This window comes from Candidatus Cloacimonadaceae bacterium, assembly GCA_030693415.1.
Classification (GTDB): domain Bacteria; phylum Cloacimonadota; class Cloacimonadia; order Cloacimonadales; family Cloacimonadaceae; genus JAUYAR01.
This window is the reverse complement of record JAUYAR010000037.1, coordinates 23,965-44,705: the sequence shown is the minus strand read 5'-3', so window position 1 is coordinate 44,705 and position 20,741 is coordinate 23,965. Positions and strand designations below refer to the sequence as shown.

17 protein-coding genes are annotated in these 20,741 nt (G+C 50.3%); 11 read left to right on the top strand and 6 right to left on the bottom strand.

What is annotated here, in order from left to right:
* The first annotated feature begins 180 nt into the window (after positions 1–180).
* The 11 genes from Q8M98_02610 to Q8M98_02560 all read left to right on the top strand — a co-directional run bounded on the left by Q8M98_02610 (position 181) and on the right by Q8M98_02560 (position 11,658).
* On the top strand, positions 181–1,458 hold the full coding sequence (locus Q8M98_02610; protein ID MDP3113647.1) for a M18 family aminopeptidase: 1,278 nt from the start codon (positions 181–183) through the stop codon (positions 1,456–1,458).
* 144 nt (positions 1,459–1,602) lie between these two features.
* A complete protein-coding gene (locus tag Q8M98_02605; protein ID MDP3113646.1) occupies positions 1,603–2,853 on the top strand; it encodes a DUF1015 family protein in 1,251 nt (416 codons plus the stop codon).
* Positions 2,850–4,148, top strand: coding sequence for a 30S ribosomal protein S12 methylthiotransferase RimO (rimO, locus tag Q8M98_02600; protein ID MDP3113645.1), 1,299 nt, complete (start codon positions 2,850–2,852; stop codon positions 4,146–4,148). Before Q8M98_02605 ends, rimO begins: the two co-directional genes overlap by 4 nt.
* A 20-nt stretch (positions 4,149–4,168) precedes the next feature.
* A complete protein-coding gene (trpS, locus tag Q8M98_02595; GenBank protein ID MDP3113644.1) occupies positions 4,169–5,164 on the top strand; it encodes a tryptophan--tRNA ligase in 996 nt (331 codons plus the stop codon).
* A 64-nt stretch (positions 5,165–5,228) separates the two neighbouring features.
* On the top strand, positions 5,229–5,903 hold the full coding sequence (gene queC, locus Q8M98_02590) for a 7-cyano-7-deazaguanine synthase QueC (protein MDP3113643.1): 675 nt from the start codon (positions 5,229–5,231) through the stop codon (positions 5,901–5,903).
* 3 nt (positions 5,904–5,906) lie between these two features.
* Entirely contained in the window at positions 5,907–6,887 is a 981-nt protein-coding gene (locus Q8M98_02585; protein ID MDP3113642.1) for an asparaginase, read from the top strand.
* A 23-nt stretch (positions 6,888–6,910) separates the two neighbouring features.
* Positions 6,911–8,017, top strand: a complete 1,107-nt coding sequence (locus Q8M98_02580) for a glycosyltransferase family 4 protein (GenBank protein MDP3113641.1) — start codon at positions 6,911–6,913, stop codon at positions 8,015–8,017.
* A 4-nt stretch (positions 8,018–8,021) separates the two neighbouring features.
* Positions 8,022–9,284, top strand: a complete 1,263-nt coding sequence (locus Q8M98_02575) for a glycosyltransferase (protein MDP3113640.1) — start codon at positions 8,022–8,024, stop codon at positions 9,282–9,284.
* Positions 9,285–9,340: 56 nt separating this feature from the next.
* Positions 9,341–9,610 carry a 30S ribosomal protein S20 gene (gene rpsT / locus Q8M98_02570; protein MDP3113639.1) on the top strand — a complete coding sequence of 90 codons (270 nt, stop codon included), beginning with the start codon at positions 9,341–9,343 and terminating at the stop codon, positions 9,608–9,610.
* A 52-nt stretch (positions 9,611–9,662) separates the two neighbouring features.
* A complete protein-coding gene (locus Q8M98_02565; protein MDP3113638.1) occupies positions 9,663–10,331 on the top strand; it encodes a transglycosylase domain-containing protein in 669 nt (222 codons plus the stop codon).
* 25 nt (positions 10,332–10,356) lie between these two features.
* The gene (locus Q8M98_02560; GenBank protein ID MDP3113637.1) at positions 10,357–11,658 is read left to right on the top strand and encodes a DUF2851 family protein; all 1,302 of its coding nucleotides are present in this window, start codon (positions 10,357–10,359) and stop codon (positions 11,656–11,658) included.
* A 1,360-nt stretch (positions 11,659–13,018) separates the two neighbouring features.
* On the opposite strand, the gene Q8M98_02555 is transcribed toward Q8M98_02560, so the two are convergent.
* From Q8M98_02555 to Q8M98_02530, 6 genes are all read right to left on the bottom strand, one after another.
* On the bottom strand, positions 13,019–15,790 hold the full coding sequence (locus Q8M98_02555; protein MDP3113636.1) for a DUF2723 domain-containing protein: 2,772 nt from the start codon (positions 15,788–15,790) through the stop codon (positions 13,019–13,021).
* A 16-nt stretch (positions 15,791–15,806) separates the two neighbouring features.
* Complete coding sequence (locus tag Q8M98_02550) at positions 15,807–16,793, bottom strand: carbohydrate ABC transporter permease (protein ID MDP3113635.1); 987 nt, start codon at positions 16,791–16,793, stop codon at positions 15,807–15,809.
* A 12-nt stretch (positions 16,794–16,805) separates the two neighbouring features.
* Positions 16,806–17,738 (bottom strand): sugar ABC transporter permease, encoded by a 933-nt coding sequence (locus Q8M98_02545; GenBank protein ID MDP3113634.1) that lies wholly within the window; start codon positions 17,736–17,738, stop codon positions 16,806–16,808.
* 33 nt (positions 17,739–17,771) lie between these two features.
* Entirely contained in the window at positions 17,772–18,971 is a 1,200-nt protein-coding gene (locus Q8M98_02540) for a pyridoxal phosphate-dependent aminotransferase (protein ID MDP3113633.1), read from the bottom strand.
* Positions 18,972–19,041: 70 nt separating this feature from the next.
* A complete protein-coding gene (locus Q8M98_02535; GenBank protein MDP3113632.1) occupies positions 19,042–19,785 on the bottom strand; it encodes a polysaccharide deacetylase family protein in 744 nt (247 codons plus the stop codon).
* The gene (locus Q8M98_02530; GenBank protein ID MDP3113631.1) at positions 19,742–20,719 is read right to left on the bottom strand and encodes a hypothetical protein; all 978 of its coding nucleotides are present in this window, start codon (positions 20,717–20,719) and stop codon (positions 19,742–19,744) included. Before Q8M98_02530 ends, Q8M98_02535 begins: the two co-directional genes overlap by 44 nt.
* Between the last annotated feature and the right edge of the window lie 22 nt (positions 20,720–20,741).

Here is a 20,741-nt window from a genome sequence, read left to right as displayed (position 1 = left end):
ATACAATACAAAAGGGCTTGTGGACTAGGGCATGATTGATGAGACATTTCGCACAGCAGCCCTCCCAGAAGCCAACTAAGCAGTAGATAAAGCGCTATATACATAGCTGATAGATAATCTCTTTGACAGGATCGCGCGGCTTAAAAAGATAGTCCTCAATTGATCAGTTTGGAGAAATACATGAATAGCTATATTAGCGACTTTTTGTCCTTTTTGGACGCTTCGCCCACCAGCTTTCAGGCTTCGCGGGAAATACGTGCGCGTCTGGAAACGGCAGGATACATGAGTATCGATGAAGGCGAAGCGCTGAACCTCAAGCCCGGTGGCAAATACTATATCTGCAGAGGCGAAACTGCCGTGATCGCTTTCTGCGTGGGCAGTCAAACACCTTGCGAAAGCGGATTTCTGCTTGCGGCTTCGCACATCGACAGCCCAAGCCTCAAGATCAAGGCAAACACGTTAAAGACGGAAAACTCCGTTTCACGCATCGGAGTGGAGGTCTATGGCGGACCAATCATCGGCACTTGGATCGATCGCGAACTCGGCATCGCCGGCAAGGTCGTGGTCATGGAAAACGGCACTTTTACCACCCATCTTGTGGATCTGAAAAAGCCCGTCGCGGTGATCCCCAATGCCGCCATCCACCTCAACCGTGATATCAACAAAGGCTTTGAATATAATAAGCAGATCCATCTGCAAGCTTTTTTGACCACAAATACCGATGCTGAAAATCCACTCCTCTCGGCAATCGCCGAAGCTATTTCCACGAGTCCGGAACAAATCGTCGATATGGAACTATTTCTTTATGACTATGCGAAGGCAAGTCTGACGGGAATCGATGCAAGCATGATTCTTTCAGGGCGATTGGACAACCTGGCGATGACGCATGCCATTCTCTCCGCTTTGATCGCTGTAGATAAGCCCTCAAGCACATCCGTGGCGGTGTTTTTTGATCATGAAGAGATCGGCAGTCAGACACCTCAGGGAGCTTTTTCATCGCTGCTTTCGGAGATCATGGAACGCATCACGTTAGCGCATAAATGTGATCGGGACAGCTATTTCAGAGCTTTGCGCAAATCTTTTCTCATCTCTGCCGATATGGCGCACGCCTTTCATCCCGGATATCCGGAAAAATACGATCCTGCCTACGCTCCGGTGATGAACAAAGGTCCCGTGATCAAGCTCAATGCCAATATCCGCTATGCCTCTACCGCCGAAAGTAGCACGCGCTTTATCACACATTGCGAGAAAGCGGGAGTGAATTATCAGAAATTTGCCGTCCGTTCGGATCTGCCCTGCGGCAGCACTGTCGGACCCATCGTTGCTGCCGATCTTGGCATCCAGACCGTCGATATCGGCAATCCGATGTGGGCGATGCACTCAGTCCGCGAGACCTGCGGCGTCCGCGATCACGAGGATCTGATCAAAGTGTTGAAGAGCTATTGGAACGCGCTTTGAACGCAGTGGTTAGTTTGAACGATAATTTCCTTAGCAGGATCGGCATCCTGCTTTTGCAATCAAGGTTGCGCCACACCCGGCAACCAATCCCCATAGAATTACGAAAAACATCCAAACTATGATACACTGAGGAGAATAAAAACAATGGCAGTTTTCAAACCCTTCAAAGCGTTGCGACCTATCCCGGAAAAAGCCGCGGCGATCGCATCCCTTCCATACGATGTGATGGATTCGGATGAAGCCCGGATCGAAGTGGAAAAGAACCCGCTTTCGTATCTGCACGTGGAAAAACCTGAGGTGGATATGCCTCCGGGAACCGATCTCTATGATCCCGACGTCTATGCCAAGGCAAAGGAAAATCTGGACAATTACAGCAATCAAGGATTGATGAAACAGGACGTCCTACCGATGTACTACATCTATCGCCTACAGATGAATGGACGAGCTCAAATCGGACTTGTCGGGTTGACTTCCGTGGACGAATACATGGACGGCATCATCAAAAAACATGAGCTCACCCGCGCCGATAAAGAAGCCGACCGCATCAAACACGTCGATGCTTGCGATGCTCATGCCTCGCCGGTCTTTTTCACCTATCGCCATCAGGATGTCATTGATACCACCGTGGATAAGGTGATGGAATCATCAAATCCGGTCTATGATTTCGTTTCGGATGATGGCATCGTTCATTCCCTCTGGCTGATGGACGATCCGCAAGATCTCGAGACCATCCAAAACGCCTTCGCGCAGATGGACTTTCTTTATGTGGCGGATGGACATCACCGAACTGCCAGCGCCGCCAAGGTGGGTCTTTTGCGTCGGGAACAATTCCCGGACTACACCGGGGAGGAGGAATTCAATTTTTTCATGGCGGTGATCTTTCCGGATAACCACCTCAGGATATTTGATTACAACCGCGTCGTGAAAGACCTGAACGGCAATAGCAAAGAAGATTTCCTCGGCAAAGTGGCAGAGAAATTCCATATTGAAGCGGTCAATCCCGAAAGAATATGTCATCCGGAAAAGCCGCATAAATTCTGTATGTATCTGGACAAAGCATGGTATTGTCTCACCGCTAAAACGGGCTCCTGGAATGAAGCAAATTTGGTGGATTCGCTGGATGTTTCCATCCTGCAAAACAACCTCTTGGAGCCGATCCTCGGCATCGGTGATCCCCGCAGGGACAAACGCATCGACTTCGTTGGCGGTATCCGCGGTCTTGAAGAATTGGTGCGCAGGGTGGATAGCGGTCGCGAAGCGGTTGCCTTTGCCATGTATCCCACTTCCATGGATGAGCTGATCGCCATTGCCGATGCCGGTGAGATCATGCCGCCAAAATCCACTTGGTTTGAGCCGAAGCTTCGCTCCGGACTCTTCATCCATCCGCTGCAATGAAATCGTACTATATCGAGAGCCTCGGCTGCGCAAAAAACCTCGTGGATAGCGAAACATTTGCCTATATCTTGGAGCGGCGGGGCTATCAATCATGGGAATCTGCCGAAGGTGCGGACATCGTCATGTTAAACACCTGCGCCTTTCTGCAAAGCGCCTTGGCAGAGCTGGACGACGTTTTATGCCAATTAGCGGAGCTCAAAAACCAGGGATTGATCGGGCGTCTCTTTGTCTCCGGTTGCGTGATGAACCGCGCGCTTGAGGATTTCCAGCCCCTTTTTCCCGAAGTGGATGCCTGGATTCCACTAAAAGACTTTGCCCGCTTGGAAGAGCTGATCAACGTCCGAGAACATAACACATTGGGAAGAGTGCGGTTGGAACATGGCAGTCATGCCTACCTGCGGATCAGCGACGGCTGCTCAAACCGCTGTTCGTATTGCACGATTCCCTCGATCCGCGGCTCGCTGTGCAGCGTTCCGATGGAAAAGCTGATCGATGAAGCCAAAGCGTTAGCGGAAGACAAAGCTTCCCCATGCACCGAACTCATTGTCATTGCGCAGGATACTTGCAGCTATGGTATGGATATTTATGGTAAAAAGATGCTGCCTGAGCTGTTAACCGAACTCCTGAAGATCGACGGGATCAAGTGGATCAGGGTGATGTATATGCATCCCGATCACTTTGAAACCCATTGGCTCAAACTCTGGCAGGAATATCCCAAGCTGTTGCCCTACTTTGAGATACCTGTTCAACACAGCGAAGATAGAATCCTTAAAGCGATGAATCGGAATCGACGCGGAAATGAACTGCGCGAGCTCTTTGCTGTGATCAAGAAAGAGCTGCCGGAAGCGGCGTTGCGCACTACCCTGATCAGCGGCTTTCCCGGAGAAAGCAAAGGCGAGGCTCTTGCCCTGCATAAGTTTGTGCGCGAAACCGGCTTCCACCATCTGGGCGCTTTTTGCTATTCGCCCGAGCCTGGAACCCACGCTTTTGATCTGCCCGATCAGATTGTTTTCACCACTGCGGAGCGCCGTCGAATGAGGTTGTTGACCATGCATCGCGCAGAGTCTCAAAAGCTTCTGGAAAGTTATATCGGTAGCACTGTCGAAGTCTTGATCGAGGATAGCGATCCAGACGACAAGAACCTATTCGTCGGCAGAGCGTGGTTTCAGGCAATGGATATCGATGGCAGAACCTTTGTAAATGGGAGAAAACTGCGTTCCGGCAGCATTGTGAAAGTGGAGATCAACGACGTCATCGATCTCGATCTCTTTGGCAATGTGCTCCCATCCAAATGAAAGACAAGGATTTATAGATCATGAAAAAAGTATCGCTCACAGGGATCAAACCCACCGGCATTCCGCACATCGGAAACTATCTGGGCGCCATCAAACCGGCGCTGAAACTCTCAGAGACCTGTCAGGCACGTTATTTTATCGCGGATTACCACGCGCTCAATTCTTGCAAGAACCCCGATGAAATCCGTCAAATGACTATCGAGATTGCCGCCGCCTGGCTTGCAAGCGGGCTCAATCCCGATACGGTTCTGTTTTACAAGCAATCGCTGGTACCGGAGACCTTTGAGCTGCTCACCATGCTGCTCGCTTTCACTCCCAAGGGTCTGATGAACCGCGCCCACGCCTATAAGGCAATACTGCAATCAAATAGCGAATCAGGACGCGATCCCGATGACGGAGTCAACATGGGTTTGTTTTCCTATCCGGTGTTGATGGCGGCGGACATCCTGCTCTTTGACACGGACTTTGTTCCGGTGGGCAATGACCAGTTTCAACACGTTGAAATGGCTGTGGATATCGCCCAAACTTTCAATTTCACCTATGGCTGCGAGTGTTTTCGTCTGCCTCAGGCACTGGCGACCGAACACAGCAAAACGCTCGTGGGTCTGGACGGCAGAAAGATGTCCAAAAGCTACAACAACACCATCCCTATGTTCTCTCCCGAGAAGGAATTGCGCAAGCTGGTGATGCGGATTGTCACCAATTCCCAGGGTGTCGAAGATCCCAAGGATCCTGAAACCTGCAGCATCTTTTCCATCTACCGCAATTTTGCGACTACTGATCAGATCGAAACTCTGCGCAGACGCTATCTTGCCGGCGGCATGGGTTGGGGACATGCCAAACAAGAACTTTTCGATATAATGAACGAACATCTCAAACCCCTGCGCGATAGGTATTTGGACTTGATGAACAACAAGGATTACATCCTGCAAACCTTGATCAAAGGATCAAACCAAGCCCGCGAACTGGCATCCGCCAAGATCATATTTCTACGCAGTGTCATCGGCATGGATTGAGCTTTGCTTGACAGCTTTTGGCGGCATGATATCAGGGTGCAAAATTAGGGGAAAGGTGATGTCAATGAAATCTGCAATCGTCCTGCTCAGCGGAGGAATGGACAGTCTTGTGACTGCCGCCATTGCCGTAAGCTCTTGTGCCGAAGTCAATTTCCTTCACGTCTCTTATGGTCAGCGAACTGAAAGCAAGGAACGCGAGTGTTTTGAACTGCTATGCAACCACTATCATCCCAAACGTGCTCAAGTATTTGACATGCATTGGCTTGGGGAGATCGGGGGCTCGGCTTTGACTGATCAGTCAATCGCTCTGGAGCTTTCGGGCAAAGGCAATGGCATCCCTGTTAGCTATGTTCCCTTTCGTAATGCCAATCTCATTTGCGCTGCGGTTTCCTGGGCGGAAGTGATTGGTGCTGATTCCATCTGGCTTGGTGCTGTGGAAGAAGACAGCTCCGGCTATCCTGATTGCCGCGAAGTATTTCTGGATGCCATGCAAAGGACGATCGAACTGGGCACCACCACCGAAATCCTCATCCGGATCATCACTCCAATCTTGCACAAAAGCAAGGCGGAGATCGTGAAACTGGGCATCGAACTGAGTGCTCCATTTGTCTATTCCTGGAGCTGCTATCAGGATAACGAAACAGCCTGCGGAATCTGCGACAGTTGCCGCCTGAGGCTCAAAGCCTTTGCAGCAGCGGGCTCCTGCGATCCGATCCCTTACCGCATCTGGGGGATATAAACCTTGAGCAAGAAGAATATACTGATCATCCTCACCGGCGGAACGATCTCGATGAAGATTTCCGGCACCCTGGGAGTGATTCCCACCACCCAATTCGCCGGCTTTTTAGCCCAATTTCCCCAGCTCAACAACGTGGCAAACATCCGGGTGATAGACTATCTAAACGTTCCCAGCCCCTATATGACACCCAAAATGATGCTGGAGCTGGCAAAGATGATTGATCTGAAAATCATCGATTATGACGGCGTAGTGATCACCCACGGGACGGACACGCTTGAGGAAACGGCATTTTTATGCGATCTGGTTTTGACGACCCGCAAACCGGTGGTTTTCACTGCGGCAATGCGAAGCGGCAGTGATCTTGGGCTTGACGGACCGCGCAATATCATTGGAGCCGTGAGAGTCGTTTGCCATCACGATTCGATGGACAAAGGCGTGTTAGTGGTGATGAACGATGAGATCCACACCGCTCGGGATGTGACAAAGTCCGACACCGGCAAGGTCGATTCCTTCGTCTCTCCTGGTTATGGACCGCTTGGAAACGTCGATCCGGACATGATCGTATATCACCGCACCTCCCTTTATCGGGAAAGCGTTTGGACAGACGAGATTGATACCAACATTGACCTGATCAAAGCTGTTGCGGGAATGGACGCACGCCATATCCGATGCTCCATCGAACATGGAGCCAAAGCTATTGTCATTGAAGCATTTGGCAGAGGAAATCTGCCTAAGGATATCCTCGTCGAGCTCGAAACCGCCATTGCCAATAATGTCCTCATTGTCGTCTGCTCCCGCACTTCGACCGGGCGCGTGCTTCCCGAATATGGTTATGAGGGCGGAGGCATGGATCTGCAAAGCCGGGGCGCCATCCTCGCCGGAGATCTCAAAGGAGTCAAAGTCCGGCTCAAACTGATGGCTCTCTTTGGCAAATATGAGGACGCGGACAGCGTGCGCCGGTTCTTCCTTCAAAACACGGATTGATCATGCAGGGAGAGACTTAGGCTATGCGCATCGGATTCATCGGTCCCGCACCTCCCTTTAGAGGCGGCATCTCCAGATTTGCCGTGAGACTGGCTCTTGAACTGCAGAGCGAAGGGCATCAGGTTCGGATGTTCAGTTTTATCCGGCAATACCCCGCGCTCATCTTTCCGGGCAAAAGCCAGACCGCCCAAAGTTCTGATGGCGAAGGACTTGAGATAGAGAACGTCCTCACTCCTTACGATCCGCGCACCTGGAACAGAGCCCTATCCGCGATCCGGGACTGGCAGCCGGACATGGTCATCGTCTCCTACTTCCTGCCTTTCTTCGCTCCCGCATATACATATCTTTGTAAGCGCTTAAGCAATACAAAGCGCGTTGTCCTTGCTCATAATATCGAGTTTCACGAACGCTGGATGGGAGCAAATCTTATGACCAAGAAATTGCTCAGACACTGCGAAAAGATCATGGTGCTCTCTCAAGCCTGCCACAGTGACCTGAAACGCATCATGCCAAAGGAAATCGCGAATCAAGGCGTGCTCGGCTTCCATCCCGTCTATGATTCATATCCGGAAACTCAAATAGGTCGGCAAGGATATCCTGATAGAGACAAAACCCTGCTTTTCTTCGGTCTGATCAAACCCTACAAAGGATTGGATGTCCTGATCAAAGCCATGCAACAGGTGCACAAACGTCTGCCGGACTTGAGATTGACCGTCGCGGGAGAAGTCTATGGCAAAGCGGAGGTCTATGCCAAACTGATCCGCTCGCTGGGGCTTGAAGACGTCGTGCAGACGCATTTCAGATACATCCCAGAGGACGAAGTTGCCTCATTTTTCCGCTCCGCATCTTTATGTGTCCTACCCTATAAAAGCGCCACCCAGAGCGGGATCATCGCTATGTCCTACAATTTTGACCTGCCGGTGATTGTGACCGATGCCGGAGGTTTGAACGAATACGTGGAAGAGGGAGAAACCGGTCTCGTGGTGCTTGCAAACGATCCCGAAGCCCTCGCAGCGGGGATCATCCGCTGTTATGAAGAAAACCTGTGTGAGCGCATGAGCAAAGCCGTTTGCGGTCACAAACATAGATATTCCTGGAAAAGCCTGGCAACATTGGTTTTGGAGCCCTGAGATTATGCGTATCCTCTTGATCAGCTACTACTTCCCACCCTGCGGTGGCGCGGCAGTGCAAAGATGGCATCGCTGGCTGCCGCATCTGGTCAAATCCGGGATCGAGGTTCAGGTTCTCACATCCGAGGGCGGTGATTATCCCATTCTGGATGACAGCCTCCTCCAGGAGGTTCCGCCATCTGTAAAGATCTGGCGCAGTCCGGCTCCCAGGCTGGGAAGTATCTGGCTAAAGCTTTTTGGCAAAGACAGCCGGATGCCCCATGGTTCATTGGAATATCACGAGCATCGGGGAATGCTCAAACGCATACTTTTGTGGCTGCGGCTCAATCTCGTCATTCCGGACCTGCGCGTCTTTTGGAACCCATGGGCATATCGACTGGCGCGAAAGCTGATCCGCGAAACCCCTTTTGACCTCATCGTCACCACCGGCCCGCCCCATTCAAGCCATCTGATCGGTTTGAAACTTAAAAAACGCTTTCACCTGCGCTGGATCGCCGATTTCCGCGATCCCTGGTCAGAAATCCACTATCTGAAGCTGAACCCTCCCTCCAAGCTCAGCCTTTATTTCCATAAACGCATGGAAAGAAAGGTCGTTTCATCCGCTGATAAATGCCTCGTCGTTTCCCACAACATCAGCGCCAGACTTCCCGAAGGCAACAAAACGGTTATCTACAACGGTTTTGACGCGGATAAAATGGACAAGATCGCCTATATCCCCAATAGCAACTTTCGGGTCAAATACATCGGACAGATTACCGCAGGACAGGACTGGGAAGGTTTGCTCAGCATCATCAGCGGGCTCAGGGACGATGCTGAGATATCTTTCATCGGCACCAAGCTCAGCCCCATGCAAAGCCGTCAGCTCAAAGACGCGCTCGGAGACCGGGCAAGGCTGCTACCCCATCAAAAGCAAACCGATGCGCTTTGCGAAATGATCAATTCCGAGCTGCTCATACTCATGATCAATTATTATGAAGGTTCACAAGGGATGCTGACCACAAAACTCTTTGAATACATCGGCTCGCGCACTCCGATCCTCGCTTTGGGACCTCATGGCGGCGAAGCGGAAAAGTGCCTCCTGGAGCATCATGCCGGTGCATATTTTGACAAGAGCGAGCTCAGGTTAGCCCTGGACTTTGCCTCGATCGTCAAGCAAGCTTGGCATAAGAGATCCGATCTCAGAAACGCCAGCGATCTATCCGCATTAAGCTCGAAACAGCAATCACTTAGGCTGATCATGGAGCTTAATACGAAAAATAGTCATTGACAGAATATGCTACCATTTAGTTTGACACCAAATAATTAAACACTTGAGAGGAAACAATGCCACAACACAAATCACCCATGAAAAGAATGAAGACAGACAAGAAGAGACAGGCGCGCAACAACTATGTCAAACGCACTCTGAAAACTCTCTCCAAGCAACTGCTCGTCGCTGAAAAAACCGAGGAAAAGCAGGACATGCTAAACAAGCTCTATGCCCAATTGGACAAAGCCGCCAAGAAAGGCGTCATCCACAAGCGCACCGCCTCACGCAGAAAAGCCCGCATCGCCAACTACCTGAATAAAGAACTCAAAGACAAAACCGAATAAGCATATCTGACATGTAATAAAGCCCGGGAAGCAGCGGCTTCCTCAGTTGCTTATGAAACGCAGATCCATCCTTGTCCGGATCCTCCGGTTTCTCCTTTTTGCCCATTTGTGGTTTTGGGGGGTCGTCGCCTTCTTTTGTCTGCTCTACAGTTTCATCAATCCACCAGTCACGCCGCTGATGCTGCATCGCTATCTGGTGCGCGGCTATGATTGGCAAAAGCGGGACTTCATTGAGTTGGAACGCATTCCCAAGCGCACGGTAAATATGACCCTGTCCCTCGAGGACGGTAATTATTACAATCATTTCGGCTTTGAGTGGAGCATGGTCAAAGAAGCCTGGCAACGCAATCAGAAAGCCGGAAAGATCAGATTTGGCGCCAGCACGATCAGCAACCAACTCGCACGCACGCTCTTTCTCACCACGCACCGCAACTATTTTCGCAAGTATCTGGAAATCCAGATCACCGTGATCATGGAAGCGGTCATGAGCAAGCGCCGCATGCTGGAGCTATATTTCAACTATGTGGAATGGGGCAAAGGCGTCTATGGCATCGAAAGCGCCAGCCGCCACTACTATGGCAAAAGCTGCAACCGCATCGACCGCAGTCAATCCATGAAGCTCATCTCCATCCTCACCAACCCCATCGACTATAGCCTCCAAACCTTTCACCGGTCTCATTCAGCCCGCCAGCGCTATACAATGCTGGCACGCTGGTATTGAGCAAGAGCACCTTGAGACATACGGGGTGGAAGAGAAGTTTCTCTATCACATCTGGGATGAAGGACACCTCAATCCGGAGCTGAAAACCGCCGGCGGAAAATCCCTGCGCATCATCTATCCCGGTCAATATAACACCAATCGCGGCCCCGACTTTTGCAACGCGATCATCTCCATCGATGGCAATGCCATTGGTGGAGACATCGAAATCCACCTCAACACCTATGACTGGATCGCCCATTCCCACCACGAGGATCATTTCTTCAACAACACCGTCCTGCACGTGGTGCTGGAACACAGGCAAAACTCCCATCTCACGATCAAGGAAAACGGCGAAACGATCGAGATTCTGGAGCTTAAAAACCAGCTCAGTGAGGATATCGACAAGCTCCTGGCACGCCAGAGACCAGGTGAAAAACCTGCCTCCATCTCCTATTGCGACCTGCTCTCCGCAGTGGACGCGGATACCCTTTCATCAATTCTCGGCTACTATGGTATGCGACGCTTTCGGAGCAAGGTCAAACGTTTCAACGCCTCGCTCATTCTCAGCGATTTTGATCAGGTGCTCTATGAAGGCATGATGGAAGCGGTCGGCTATGACAAAAACAAGCTTAACCTACTGAAAATAGCCCAGCTCATCCCCTATCGGCTCATCCGCGAATGGCATCAGCAAGGCATGGACGCCCTCGATCTGATCTCCATCATCTGCGTGAGCAGCGGACTGTTGGAAAAGAGCCAAAAGCTTGTGGACGAAGGCTTTGCCGCGTTGCTCAGACAGCGCTTTGAAGCGCAGGGTTTCTTTGCCCAAAGGTTGGACATCCCCTGGCAGCTCTTTCGCATCCGACCCACAAGCCATCCCATCTACCGCATCATCGCCTTGTGCAGCCTGATCCTCAAGACCACGGATTCCGGCTTGATCAACTATTTCATCAGCCATGTCCGGGATTTTTCGCTGAAGGAGGGAGATTGGTATCGCGGCTTCAATGCCATCTTTGCCAAAAACGTCCTTCCCGGCGCGGAGAAATTTCCCAAACCCGGAAAAGGCGTGATCGGAAACATCTATCTGAATATTTTCCTCCCCGTCGTCCATCTCTATCACGAAAAGATCTCGGATACCAAGAACCTGAGCCGCATCCTCGATGAATATCAGAGTTTCCCCGCCTTGCAGGACAACCACATCACCCGCTTCATGGCAAATCACACCAACCCCAATCTGATCAAGCTCGCCCTCGGCAAATCCATCCACCAGCAAGGCTTGATCGAGATCTACTATCGCTTTTGCCGCTATCGCCTCTGCGATGAATGCGTGACTAACGCACGGGATACTTAAGACCGCGAATGATTTGATCAAATAGGCAAAATCAGCTTTCTGCGCTTTTAGCGAGTTCACCCGTTCACCCGTTCATTGATCACCAGTGCACAGATCACCAGTTAACAGATCAGTTCATGCTGCACTATCCCTCACCGTCCCACAGCGTCAATCAAGCCTTAATCAAGCGTTAATCAAGCGTTAGTTTTATTACGCTTGATTAACGCTTGATTAAGGCTTGATTAACGCTGTCAAGTAGTAGCGCAGCATGCCGATGCTGCGGATACGAAAAAATCCCCACAAAAAGGATCACAAAAGGATAAGATTTAGCTCGCGTTCAGTTTTGACTCAAAATAAGCCCTAAAAAGAATTGACATAACCCGCTGATGATAAAGGGCTTATTTTGAGTTAAAACCAGAATTACGGATCTGGAAGATGCTGAGATTCAAGCTTCAACCCCTTAATTATCAGTCTGCCAATCTATGAATTTCACGCCTCAATTTAGCTGAGACTTCACTTTAACCCAAAACTCCGGCGCAGACCTTGGCAAAAGCACTAAATTCTTGACAGGCTGAGTTTTAAGTCAAAGCTGAGCAGCGTTTTTCAGTTTTATTATGGTTATGTTGAATATTGTGTCGACGCCTTAAGAAACCGAAAAAGAAAATCAAAGCTTGACAAAGTGGACATGCAGATTATATTGTATAGCGTGAACCATCCTGAGTGCCTTCACACTGCGATGGATGGGAACTGGTCAGACAGAAGGAAGGTCGTTGATCATCCGGAAAGAGCCGCTAAAGCGGCTCTTTCTTATTTTATATAGGCAAAATCCAGCTCTAAGCTGATTTATTTCTTTTAGATGTTGGAGCATGATGTTAAAGTATTCAATTTGGTTATCTTTGGCAAGTTCGGCAATCAGCACAATGTTTTTGTCGTAGCGGTTTATGTTATGGAATTACCGACGTCCCCGTCGGTTCTTTTCCGCAGGATCGGTTACCGATTTGTAGATGGTTTACAAAATTGGTGGATGTGACAGGTTCCTCGCGACTGTCGCCGACGGGGACGTCGGCGTTCCATGATGTAGCGTTTCATGATGTAGCGTTTCATGTGATTATGGAATCACCGACGTCCCCGTCGGTTCTTTTCCGCAGGACGGTATATACATAGGGTAAGAGAAAAAGAGTTTGGCAGAAGGCTGGAAACTGAATATAATTTGCGATGTGAAGCATCTTTAGCGAGCGCCCGTGAATGAAGGATGTGGACGTGCCCCGGTGGCGTAAAGCCGGTTAAACTCAGGCAAGAACCTTCTTGTGGAAGGCTCTTGTTATATGCAAGAGGCGGATTGCACATGGCTTGCTTGCCGAAGATGCTTCCCATCACCGGATCATTCAAACATATCCGAATCATTTGTGCTGGGTAATTGACGCTGCATCAGGAACGCTTTGTGTTTGCTCAGGTCATATCTGATCAGGGGTTGGATGGAATCAAACATTGCGATCGCCTCTGCTTGTTTGCCGGTGTTTTTGGCAAAATGGGAGGTGAAGGCCGCCATGTAATCCTGGTCGGGATATTGGAGCATTCCTTTGCGGAAATAGGACATAGCTTTTTCCGGATAGGTGTCCATCAGATAGCTCATCACGTAGGAGAGGTAGATGCGCCAGCCGTCGCTGTGTCTGAAAACGTTGTCCTCGATGAACTTGTCCAGCGCCGTCCAATTTCCGGTGCCGGCATTGTAGCGAACGTGGAAATCGATCAGGCGGATCTCGTCGGTGACAAATTTGCGGGCTTTGTCGATATAATGTTTCGCTTTCTCAAATTCCCGTTTTTTAATGAACCAGGTGGAAGCGCGAACGTAGCCGGATCCATAGTTCATGACCAGGCGGCGCATGTTGTCGTCTTTATATACCTTGTCATCGAGGATGGAGCGATATTCATAGACCTTGTCGATATTGTTCAGCAGACGGTTGATTTCGACGGCGACGTCTTCGTCCGTTTTGACGTGAGTGAGGCGGCTGACCATGCCTTCGTTGCGCAGATAATCGTCAAAACCGATGTAGCTTTCGCAGGTGACGGCAAAATAGATGGGGCGCTTGCCGAAGTTAGCTTTGATGATCTGCATGACGGCGAGGTCCGAGATCCGATAGACTGGTTCGTTTTGTCGCCAGGGGGGGCTTTTTTCATAATCGACCCTGAAACGCATATCGGGTGCCGCGGCTCCTGCGGAAATCGTCAACGGTTGAGTGATCTCGCGTGGTCTGAGCTCGTCAATCTGCTCATCCGTCCAGTTGAAAAGGATGCCTTCCTTGTCCCGCAGTTGTTTGATGTACCAGGGAGTGTTCAGCAACGACAGATTCGCCACGGAAACGTCCTTGCGGATGCCGCGGAGGTTTTTGGTCTTGAAGTCCATGGCGCTCTTGATCGATTCCAGTGCCGCGGGATATGGATAGACATCTTTTGCCGGATAGACATGCTCTTTGGCATAAGGATCATGTACCGCCTGGGCATACCAGATGGGGAAGGTGTCGTTGTCTCCATTGGTAAAGATGATGGCGTTTTCCTCCATTGAGTTCAGGAAATTGACGCCATAGTCGAGCGCGATGAACTCTTTGGATCGGTCATGCACGTGATATTGGGATACGAAATTGATGAGAGGCAGGATCAGAATCAAGCCCGCGAGGATGTATTTCGGCATCTCGGTCTTGAAGAGATAGAGTATGCCGAGGGCGCCGATGCCCAGCCAGACAGCCCACATGTTATAGGCTACGACAAAGAAATAGTCCCGGTCGCGCACTTCGCCATCCGATAGATTCATCACGAAGACCATCACGATGGTGGTGACGATCATGATCGACAAGAAATAGTAGAAGCTATGGCGGTTGCGGCGCTGATGAAAGATAGCTCCAAATAGACCCAGCAGAGCGACGATAGCGGTTCCGATCGAGTTGATCAGGTTTGCCGGAACGCTCAGCCACTTGGAGAGCATTTCCGCGTTGAACCACTGCATATTGAAATAGCGGAGAAAATGGTAGCCGAGCTGGTCTTTGATGAAATGTCCGCGGCGGACAAAAAACGAGGTCTCTCCGTATTGCTTGCGCAACACGTAGTCTTTGAACATCGACATGGTGCTGGGGTGTCCTTCGTTGATGAAGGGTCTATCGCTGGCGCGCACCATCAGATACAGATGTGAGGACAAACCGACAAGCACAAGCCCGATGCCGATCCACCAAACGCGGCGGTCGATGACGTCCCTGAGCTCGATATAGAGCAGTAAAAAGGCAACCAAGGCAAAGCCCCATTTGTCAAAGTCATCAATGCCAAACCCTTTTCCGATCCGTCCGAAGATGATATAACCAAAGAGGAGGGCGATCGTGTAGCCAATGACTTTGGGCCAGAAACTACTTTTGGTGGTGCCGCCGCGCAAGAGAGGATAGATGACGATAAAAAGCACCGCCGGAGCGATCTGCAAAGCTGTTTGGTGCACGCAGAAACCCAGGAAAAAGAGGTAGAGGATTAGGAGCAGGATGTTTTGCCGGTTCATATCACGTGATTTTTGCACCCAGTAAAGAATGAGCCAGATAATCAGATTGACGAAGAAAACAAGCCCGGCATAGACCTCCGCCTCGATCGCGTTCATCCAGAAAGTGAAGGAAAAAGCGGTGAAAAACGCCGCCACGATCCCGGCATACATCGCTTCCCAGGCTTTGATGCGAAACATGCTGACGAGCTGCACCGTCATCAGATAGGTAAACATCACCGCTAACGCGGAAGTGATTCCGGAAATAAATGCCGCGATCACGGCATGGGAAAAACCCCTTCCAAACAATGCTACGACGGCTCTGCCAAAGAGGATGTAGAAAGGATTTCCGGGGGGATGGGGCACACCGAGGATGCTGATGCAGGTGGCATATTCTCCAGAATCCCAAAAGGACAATGTGCGTGCCTGAGTGAGCATATAGACGATCAACGTGAGGGAGAAGACAATGCCCGCGGCGATCCAGTTTATCTTGGGTTTCACCAATTCGCAGGGTCTGAGATCCGCATCGTCAATCGGGACGCGGGGCCGGGGTTTCTGGTATTCTTTTCCCGTGGTAGCTGGTATCTTGCCCATTTGGGCGAGTTCCTTGATCTTTTTCAGATCCAGTTTTTGTTTATTCATTTATACTCCAAAAGCTCTAATCTTTCATGCCCGCTTTGGCACTGCTGGCGATGATCTGTTTTTGCGCGATGATAAAGAGGATGAGGATGGGCAGGATGCTGAAAGTGGAAGCCGCCATCAAAAGAGTCGTCTGGGTGGAAGCTTCCTGATTGAAATAGCTCAAGCCCACCTGCAAAACGCGCAGTTCGGGACGGTTGGTCATCACTAATGGCCACATGAAGCTATTCCAGGATCCAATCAACGAAAAGATCGACGCGGTGGCGATTATGGGTTTGGAAAGCGGCAAAATAATCCGGCGAAGCATGCCGAAGGTGCTGCAACCATCGATGGCGGCGGCATCGAAAAGCTCCTTGGGCAGGGATTTGAAGTGCTGGCGGAAGAGGAAAATGGTGAAGATATTCACGCACCAGGGAACGATCAACGCTTTATAGGTATCCAGCCAATTGATTTTATCCAGCAGCACGTAGGAAGATATCAGATAGATCGGTTCCGGCACCATCAACATGCTCAGGAAAAGCACGAAGATAAATTCCCTGCCTCGAAACTCCATCCTCGCCAAAGCGTATGCCGCCAAAAGCGATGTGATGAGCACGCCGATCAGCGATAGAAAGGAGACAAACAAGGTATTGGCAAAATAGGTGGCGAAAGGCACTTTCTTAAATGCCTTGATAAAGTTTCCCCAATTGAGGGAAGGCACCTTTTTGATCAGTTCCACATCTTTGGCAAGCACGGATACATATTCCCGCTCGATCTGATGATCTTTGTTCAGGATGTGCACAATCGCGCTGTCTCCCTTTGTGGTCACGAAGATGATGCGCTGATCCTTATTCTGATTGTGCCAGACGTGATATTCTTCCTTGGGAATGAAGATGGAATCGTGTTTGTTAAATTCGGATTGCGTCATCAGCGAAGTAGAGATCATCCAGATGAAGGGCACGATCATAAAGAGCCCAAAGATCGTGAGGAAGGTGTAGATGATCGTCATTCTTATCATTTTGTTCATGGTGCCCTCCTCCTAGTAGTTGACCTTTTTCTCAAGGCGTCTCTGGAATAGCGTAAGCCCCAATACCAGGACGAAGAGGAATAGCGCCACCGCGCTGGCATAGCCCATATCCAGAGTGTCAAACCCCTTTTCATAGATGTAATAGACGATCAGCTTGGTCGAATTCAATGGTCCACCCTTGTCCGTCATCAGATAGATCTGGGCAAAAGTCTGAAATGAGACAATCGTGGTCATCAGCAGCACATAAAAGGTGGTGGGGGAGACCAATGGCAAAGTGATGCGGAAGAACTGTTTGAGCTTGCCGGCGCCATCGATCTCCGCAGCTTCATAATAGTCCTTGGGGATGTTTTGAAGTCCGGCAAGATAGATGATCGTGTTGTAGCCCAAACCTTTCCAAATTGTCATGATGATGATCGCAAAAAGTGCCTGGGACGGACCGTGCATCCAAGCCGGCAGCGATATGCCTATGCCGGAAAAGAAGATATCGAAGATGCCGCGCGCCTCGGAGAGCCATTTCTGTGGAGCGATTCCGACGAGACCCAGAAAGCTGTTTGCCAGTCCGGACTGCTCCGAATAGATGATCTTCCACACGATGGAGACCGCTACGAGCGAGGTCACGAAGGGCAGGAAGTAGATCGTTCGAAAAAGCCCTTTGAGGCGTTTGATCTGATTGAGCAGCACGGCAAAAATCAGGGAAAAGACGATGCTGGCGGGAACCATGAAAATCACTACCCAAAACGTGTTCATGAGCGATTTCCAAAACACCGGGTCCTTGAACATCGTGCCATAGTTGTCAAAGGCGATGAACTTGCCGGTGCCGGTGATTCCCCAATCGTAGAAACTGATCAAAAAAGACATGAGAATCGGAATCAGTCGAAACAGAAACAGCAGCCCGAAAGCCGGTAGAATATAAAGATAGGGAGATATCTTCCATCTGGTTTTCATTGCTCACCTCTCGTGCATGAGTTTAGGATTTATTCACGATTGTTTTTCTTTGCAGTAGGTTTCAAAGCCCAGGCGGAAGATATTCATCGCCGCCATCAGGTCGTTTTCGTTCAATACATACGCGATGCGCAGCTCGTTTCTGCCCAAGCCGGGAGTGGCATAGAAACCCTCTGCGGGCGCCGTCATCACAGTTTCGTTGTTGATCTGAAACTTGTCCAAAAGCCAGATAACAAAGTCCTCGGCATCCTCGATCGGCAGCTTGGCGACGATGTAAAATGCGCCTTCCGGTTTCACGCAGACGATGCCGGGAATCTTGATGAGTTCATTGTAAACCAAGTCTCTGCGTCTTTGATATTCGCCGATCAGAGGAACAAAGAATTCATCACCAAGCGCCACGCAGGCATTGGCGGCAAGCTGATCCACCGTTGGCGGACACAGCCTTGCCTGGGCAAATTTGAGCGTTGCGTCCATCAAAGCTTTGTTGCGCGAAACGATGCAACCGATGCGCGCTCCACAGGCGCTGTAGCGTTTGGAAACGCTGTCCACCATGATCGCATGTTCCTCGATGCCGGGTATTTGCAAGATGCTGGTATGGGTCATTCCGTCATAGACAAATTCGCGATAGACCTCGTCCGAGATCAGATAGAGTCCGTGCTTTTTCGCCAGACTAGCCAGACGGAAGATATCCTCTTTGGAATAGACCGTGCCGGTGGGATTGCCGGGGTTGCAGATCATGATTGCTTTGGTCTTTGTGCCGATAACAGCTTCGATGGCGTCGTTATCTGGAAGTTGGAAACCGGTCTCGGCATAGGTGGTGAGCGGTTTGATGGTGATGCCCGTCATCGATGCAAAGCCGTTGTAGTTCGTATAGAAAGGTTCGGGAACAATGATCTCATCGCCCACGCCACAGACGACAAGCATGGCAAAAGTGACCGCTTCGCTGCCCGCGGTGGTGACTAGGATGTCGTTTTCCTCAAGCGGGATGCTGTTTTTCCCGTAATATTCCACCAAGCCTTTGCGATAGACGTCCAAGCCCTGTGAAGGACCGTAGGCGAGCACTTTTTCGGAAAACTCGTGATAGACGCGGATCATTTCCGGGGGAGTAGGGATGTCCGGCTGGCCGATATTGAGATGATAAACCGTTATCCCTCTTTTCTTTGCGTTGTTGGCATAGGGCATCAGCTTGCGGATCGGTGATGCCTGTATCTCGATTGCGCGCTGCGATAGCTTCATTGTATCCTCTATAGTATTATTCTGATTATTCCAGCTTTTTTAGATGAAGGTCATTTGACAAGTAAAATCTTCACAATTCTTCGATCGCTTCCGCCAGAGGCAGCACGCGCAAGCCTCTTTCACTCACAAAACGCATGATTTCCCGCAATTCGCTCGTGGGACAATTATCATAGGTGGGCGCATCCGGAGTTTCGATGTGATGAAATCCGATGATGATGATGCTTTCGCGGTTGGCGATACCGCGCATAATCCGATCTTTGATTTGCGCCGCCGTCCACTCGCCCAGGAAAGGCAGATATCCCAATGCCAGACGGTTCACCGGAGCCTGCATGGCAAAGTCGCTGCTATTGCGGATATTTTTGTAGTAGCGCAGAATGATCTGATAGTATTCCTGTGGGCATGCTCCCTTGGGAAGTGCGAAGGAACGCGGATTCAATTCATTTTGAACGAGGTTGCGATAGTCGTCCCTGATGGTGGTCTCCGCTTCGGCAAAGCTGATTTCCGGCAGATCTTCGTGGTTCATGGTGTGCCCGCCTGTTTCCCATCCATAGATGTGTTCGAGAGTCCGCAAATCATCCCAGGTCATGCGGTTGGGATTGCCGATCCTGCCGGAATTCACAAAGTTCGTGCCGCGGAAGCCATATTCGCTCAGGATCGGAAACCCATGCCGAATAATGCTGACATGCGCGTCATCAAAAGTGAAGACGATAATCGGACTTTTTGCTCTTTCCTCGGAAATGAATCTGCAACCTGCCAAGCACAGCAGCAGGCTAAAAATCAAAGCGCAGCGAGCTTTGCAGACCGATCGTCGCATGCTTTGTTCCATTGGATACGTCCAGATGTTTCAGATAGATACCGATCCTGCCGGAGGGATAAAATTGCCAGTCGCATCTGAGATTGGCGCTGAGGATTTGGTCGTCCGTGAGTTGTCTGAGATCAAACCAGGGAATGATGCCGAGTCTGCCAAAGTATGCCTTTCCCCCCAAAAACAGCTCCACGTTTTGGCTTGAATAGATGTCTATGTCTTCATAAACGATTCCGCTGTAGAGGCAGTTGTTTTCCTTCAATGGCAGATCAATCTGGCTGATGTGATACAATTCCTTTGGTTCGCCGGATTTGAAGAACCAGATGCCGCTATATACCGTATCCGTCTTGTATCGAATCCGCTTAATATCGATATCGGCTCCCAAGGATAACGTGAAAGCTGGTTCGTAGTGATGGGAATCAAATGTTTCAGTGCGCGCGGCAAGGCGTAGTTGCAATCTATGCAAGCTCAAGATTAGCTGCGCTTTGGCGCTTGCCTGGTTGTGGATGTTACCCCCGATGCCGATTCCCGTTTCCAGATAATTGCGGGAAAATGAATAGCACAGTCCATTCCACCGCATTTCCCGAAAGAGAAATCCGTCAAAGCGGGGGTCGGTCAAGAGCAGATCCTGCAGGATGTAATCCTCGCCGAAACCGATAACCTCGCTTGCCGCTTCCAGTTTGTGTTTGCCCTCCATGTAGGACAAACGGATGTGATCGAGGAGAACCTGCTGTTCGATGAAATTGGCGCTGGTTATCATGCCGAGATCAAAACCGAGCTGTTTGTGCTTCAGATCGTCGATGCCGAAACGGAGCAGATACTTTTCGTCCCAGCTTACTTGCTTTTCCTCGCGTTCATAGAACCAATCCACCCGGTTATCAGAATCAAAAGAGACGAAGACAGGGATGTCCACCGCCCCTAACACACTCGCGGCTATGCACATCAGTAGGAGAACAGAGGTGCTC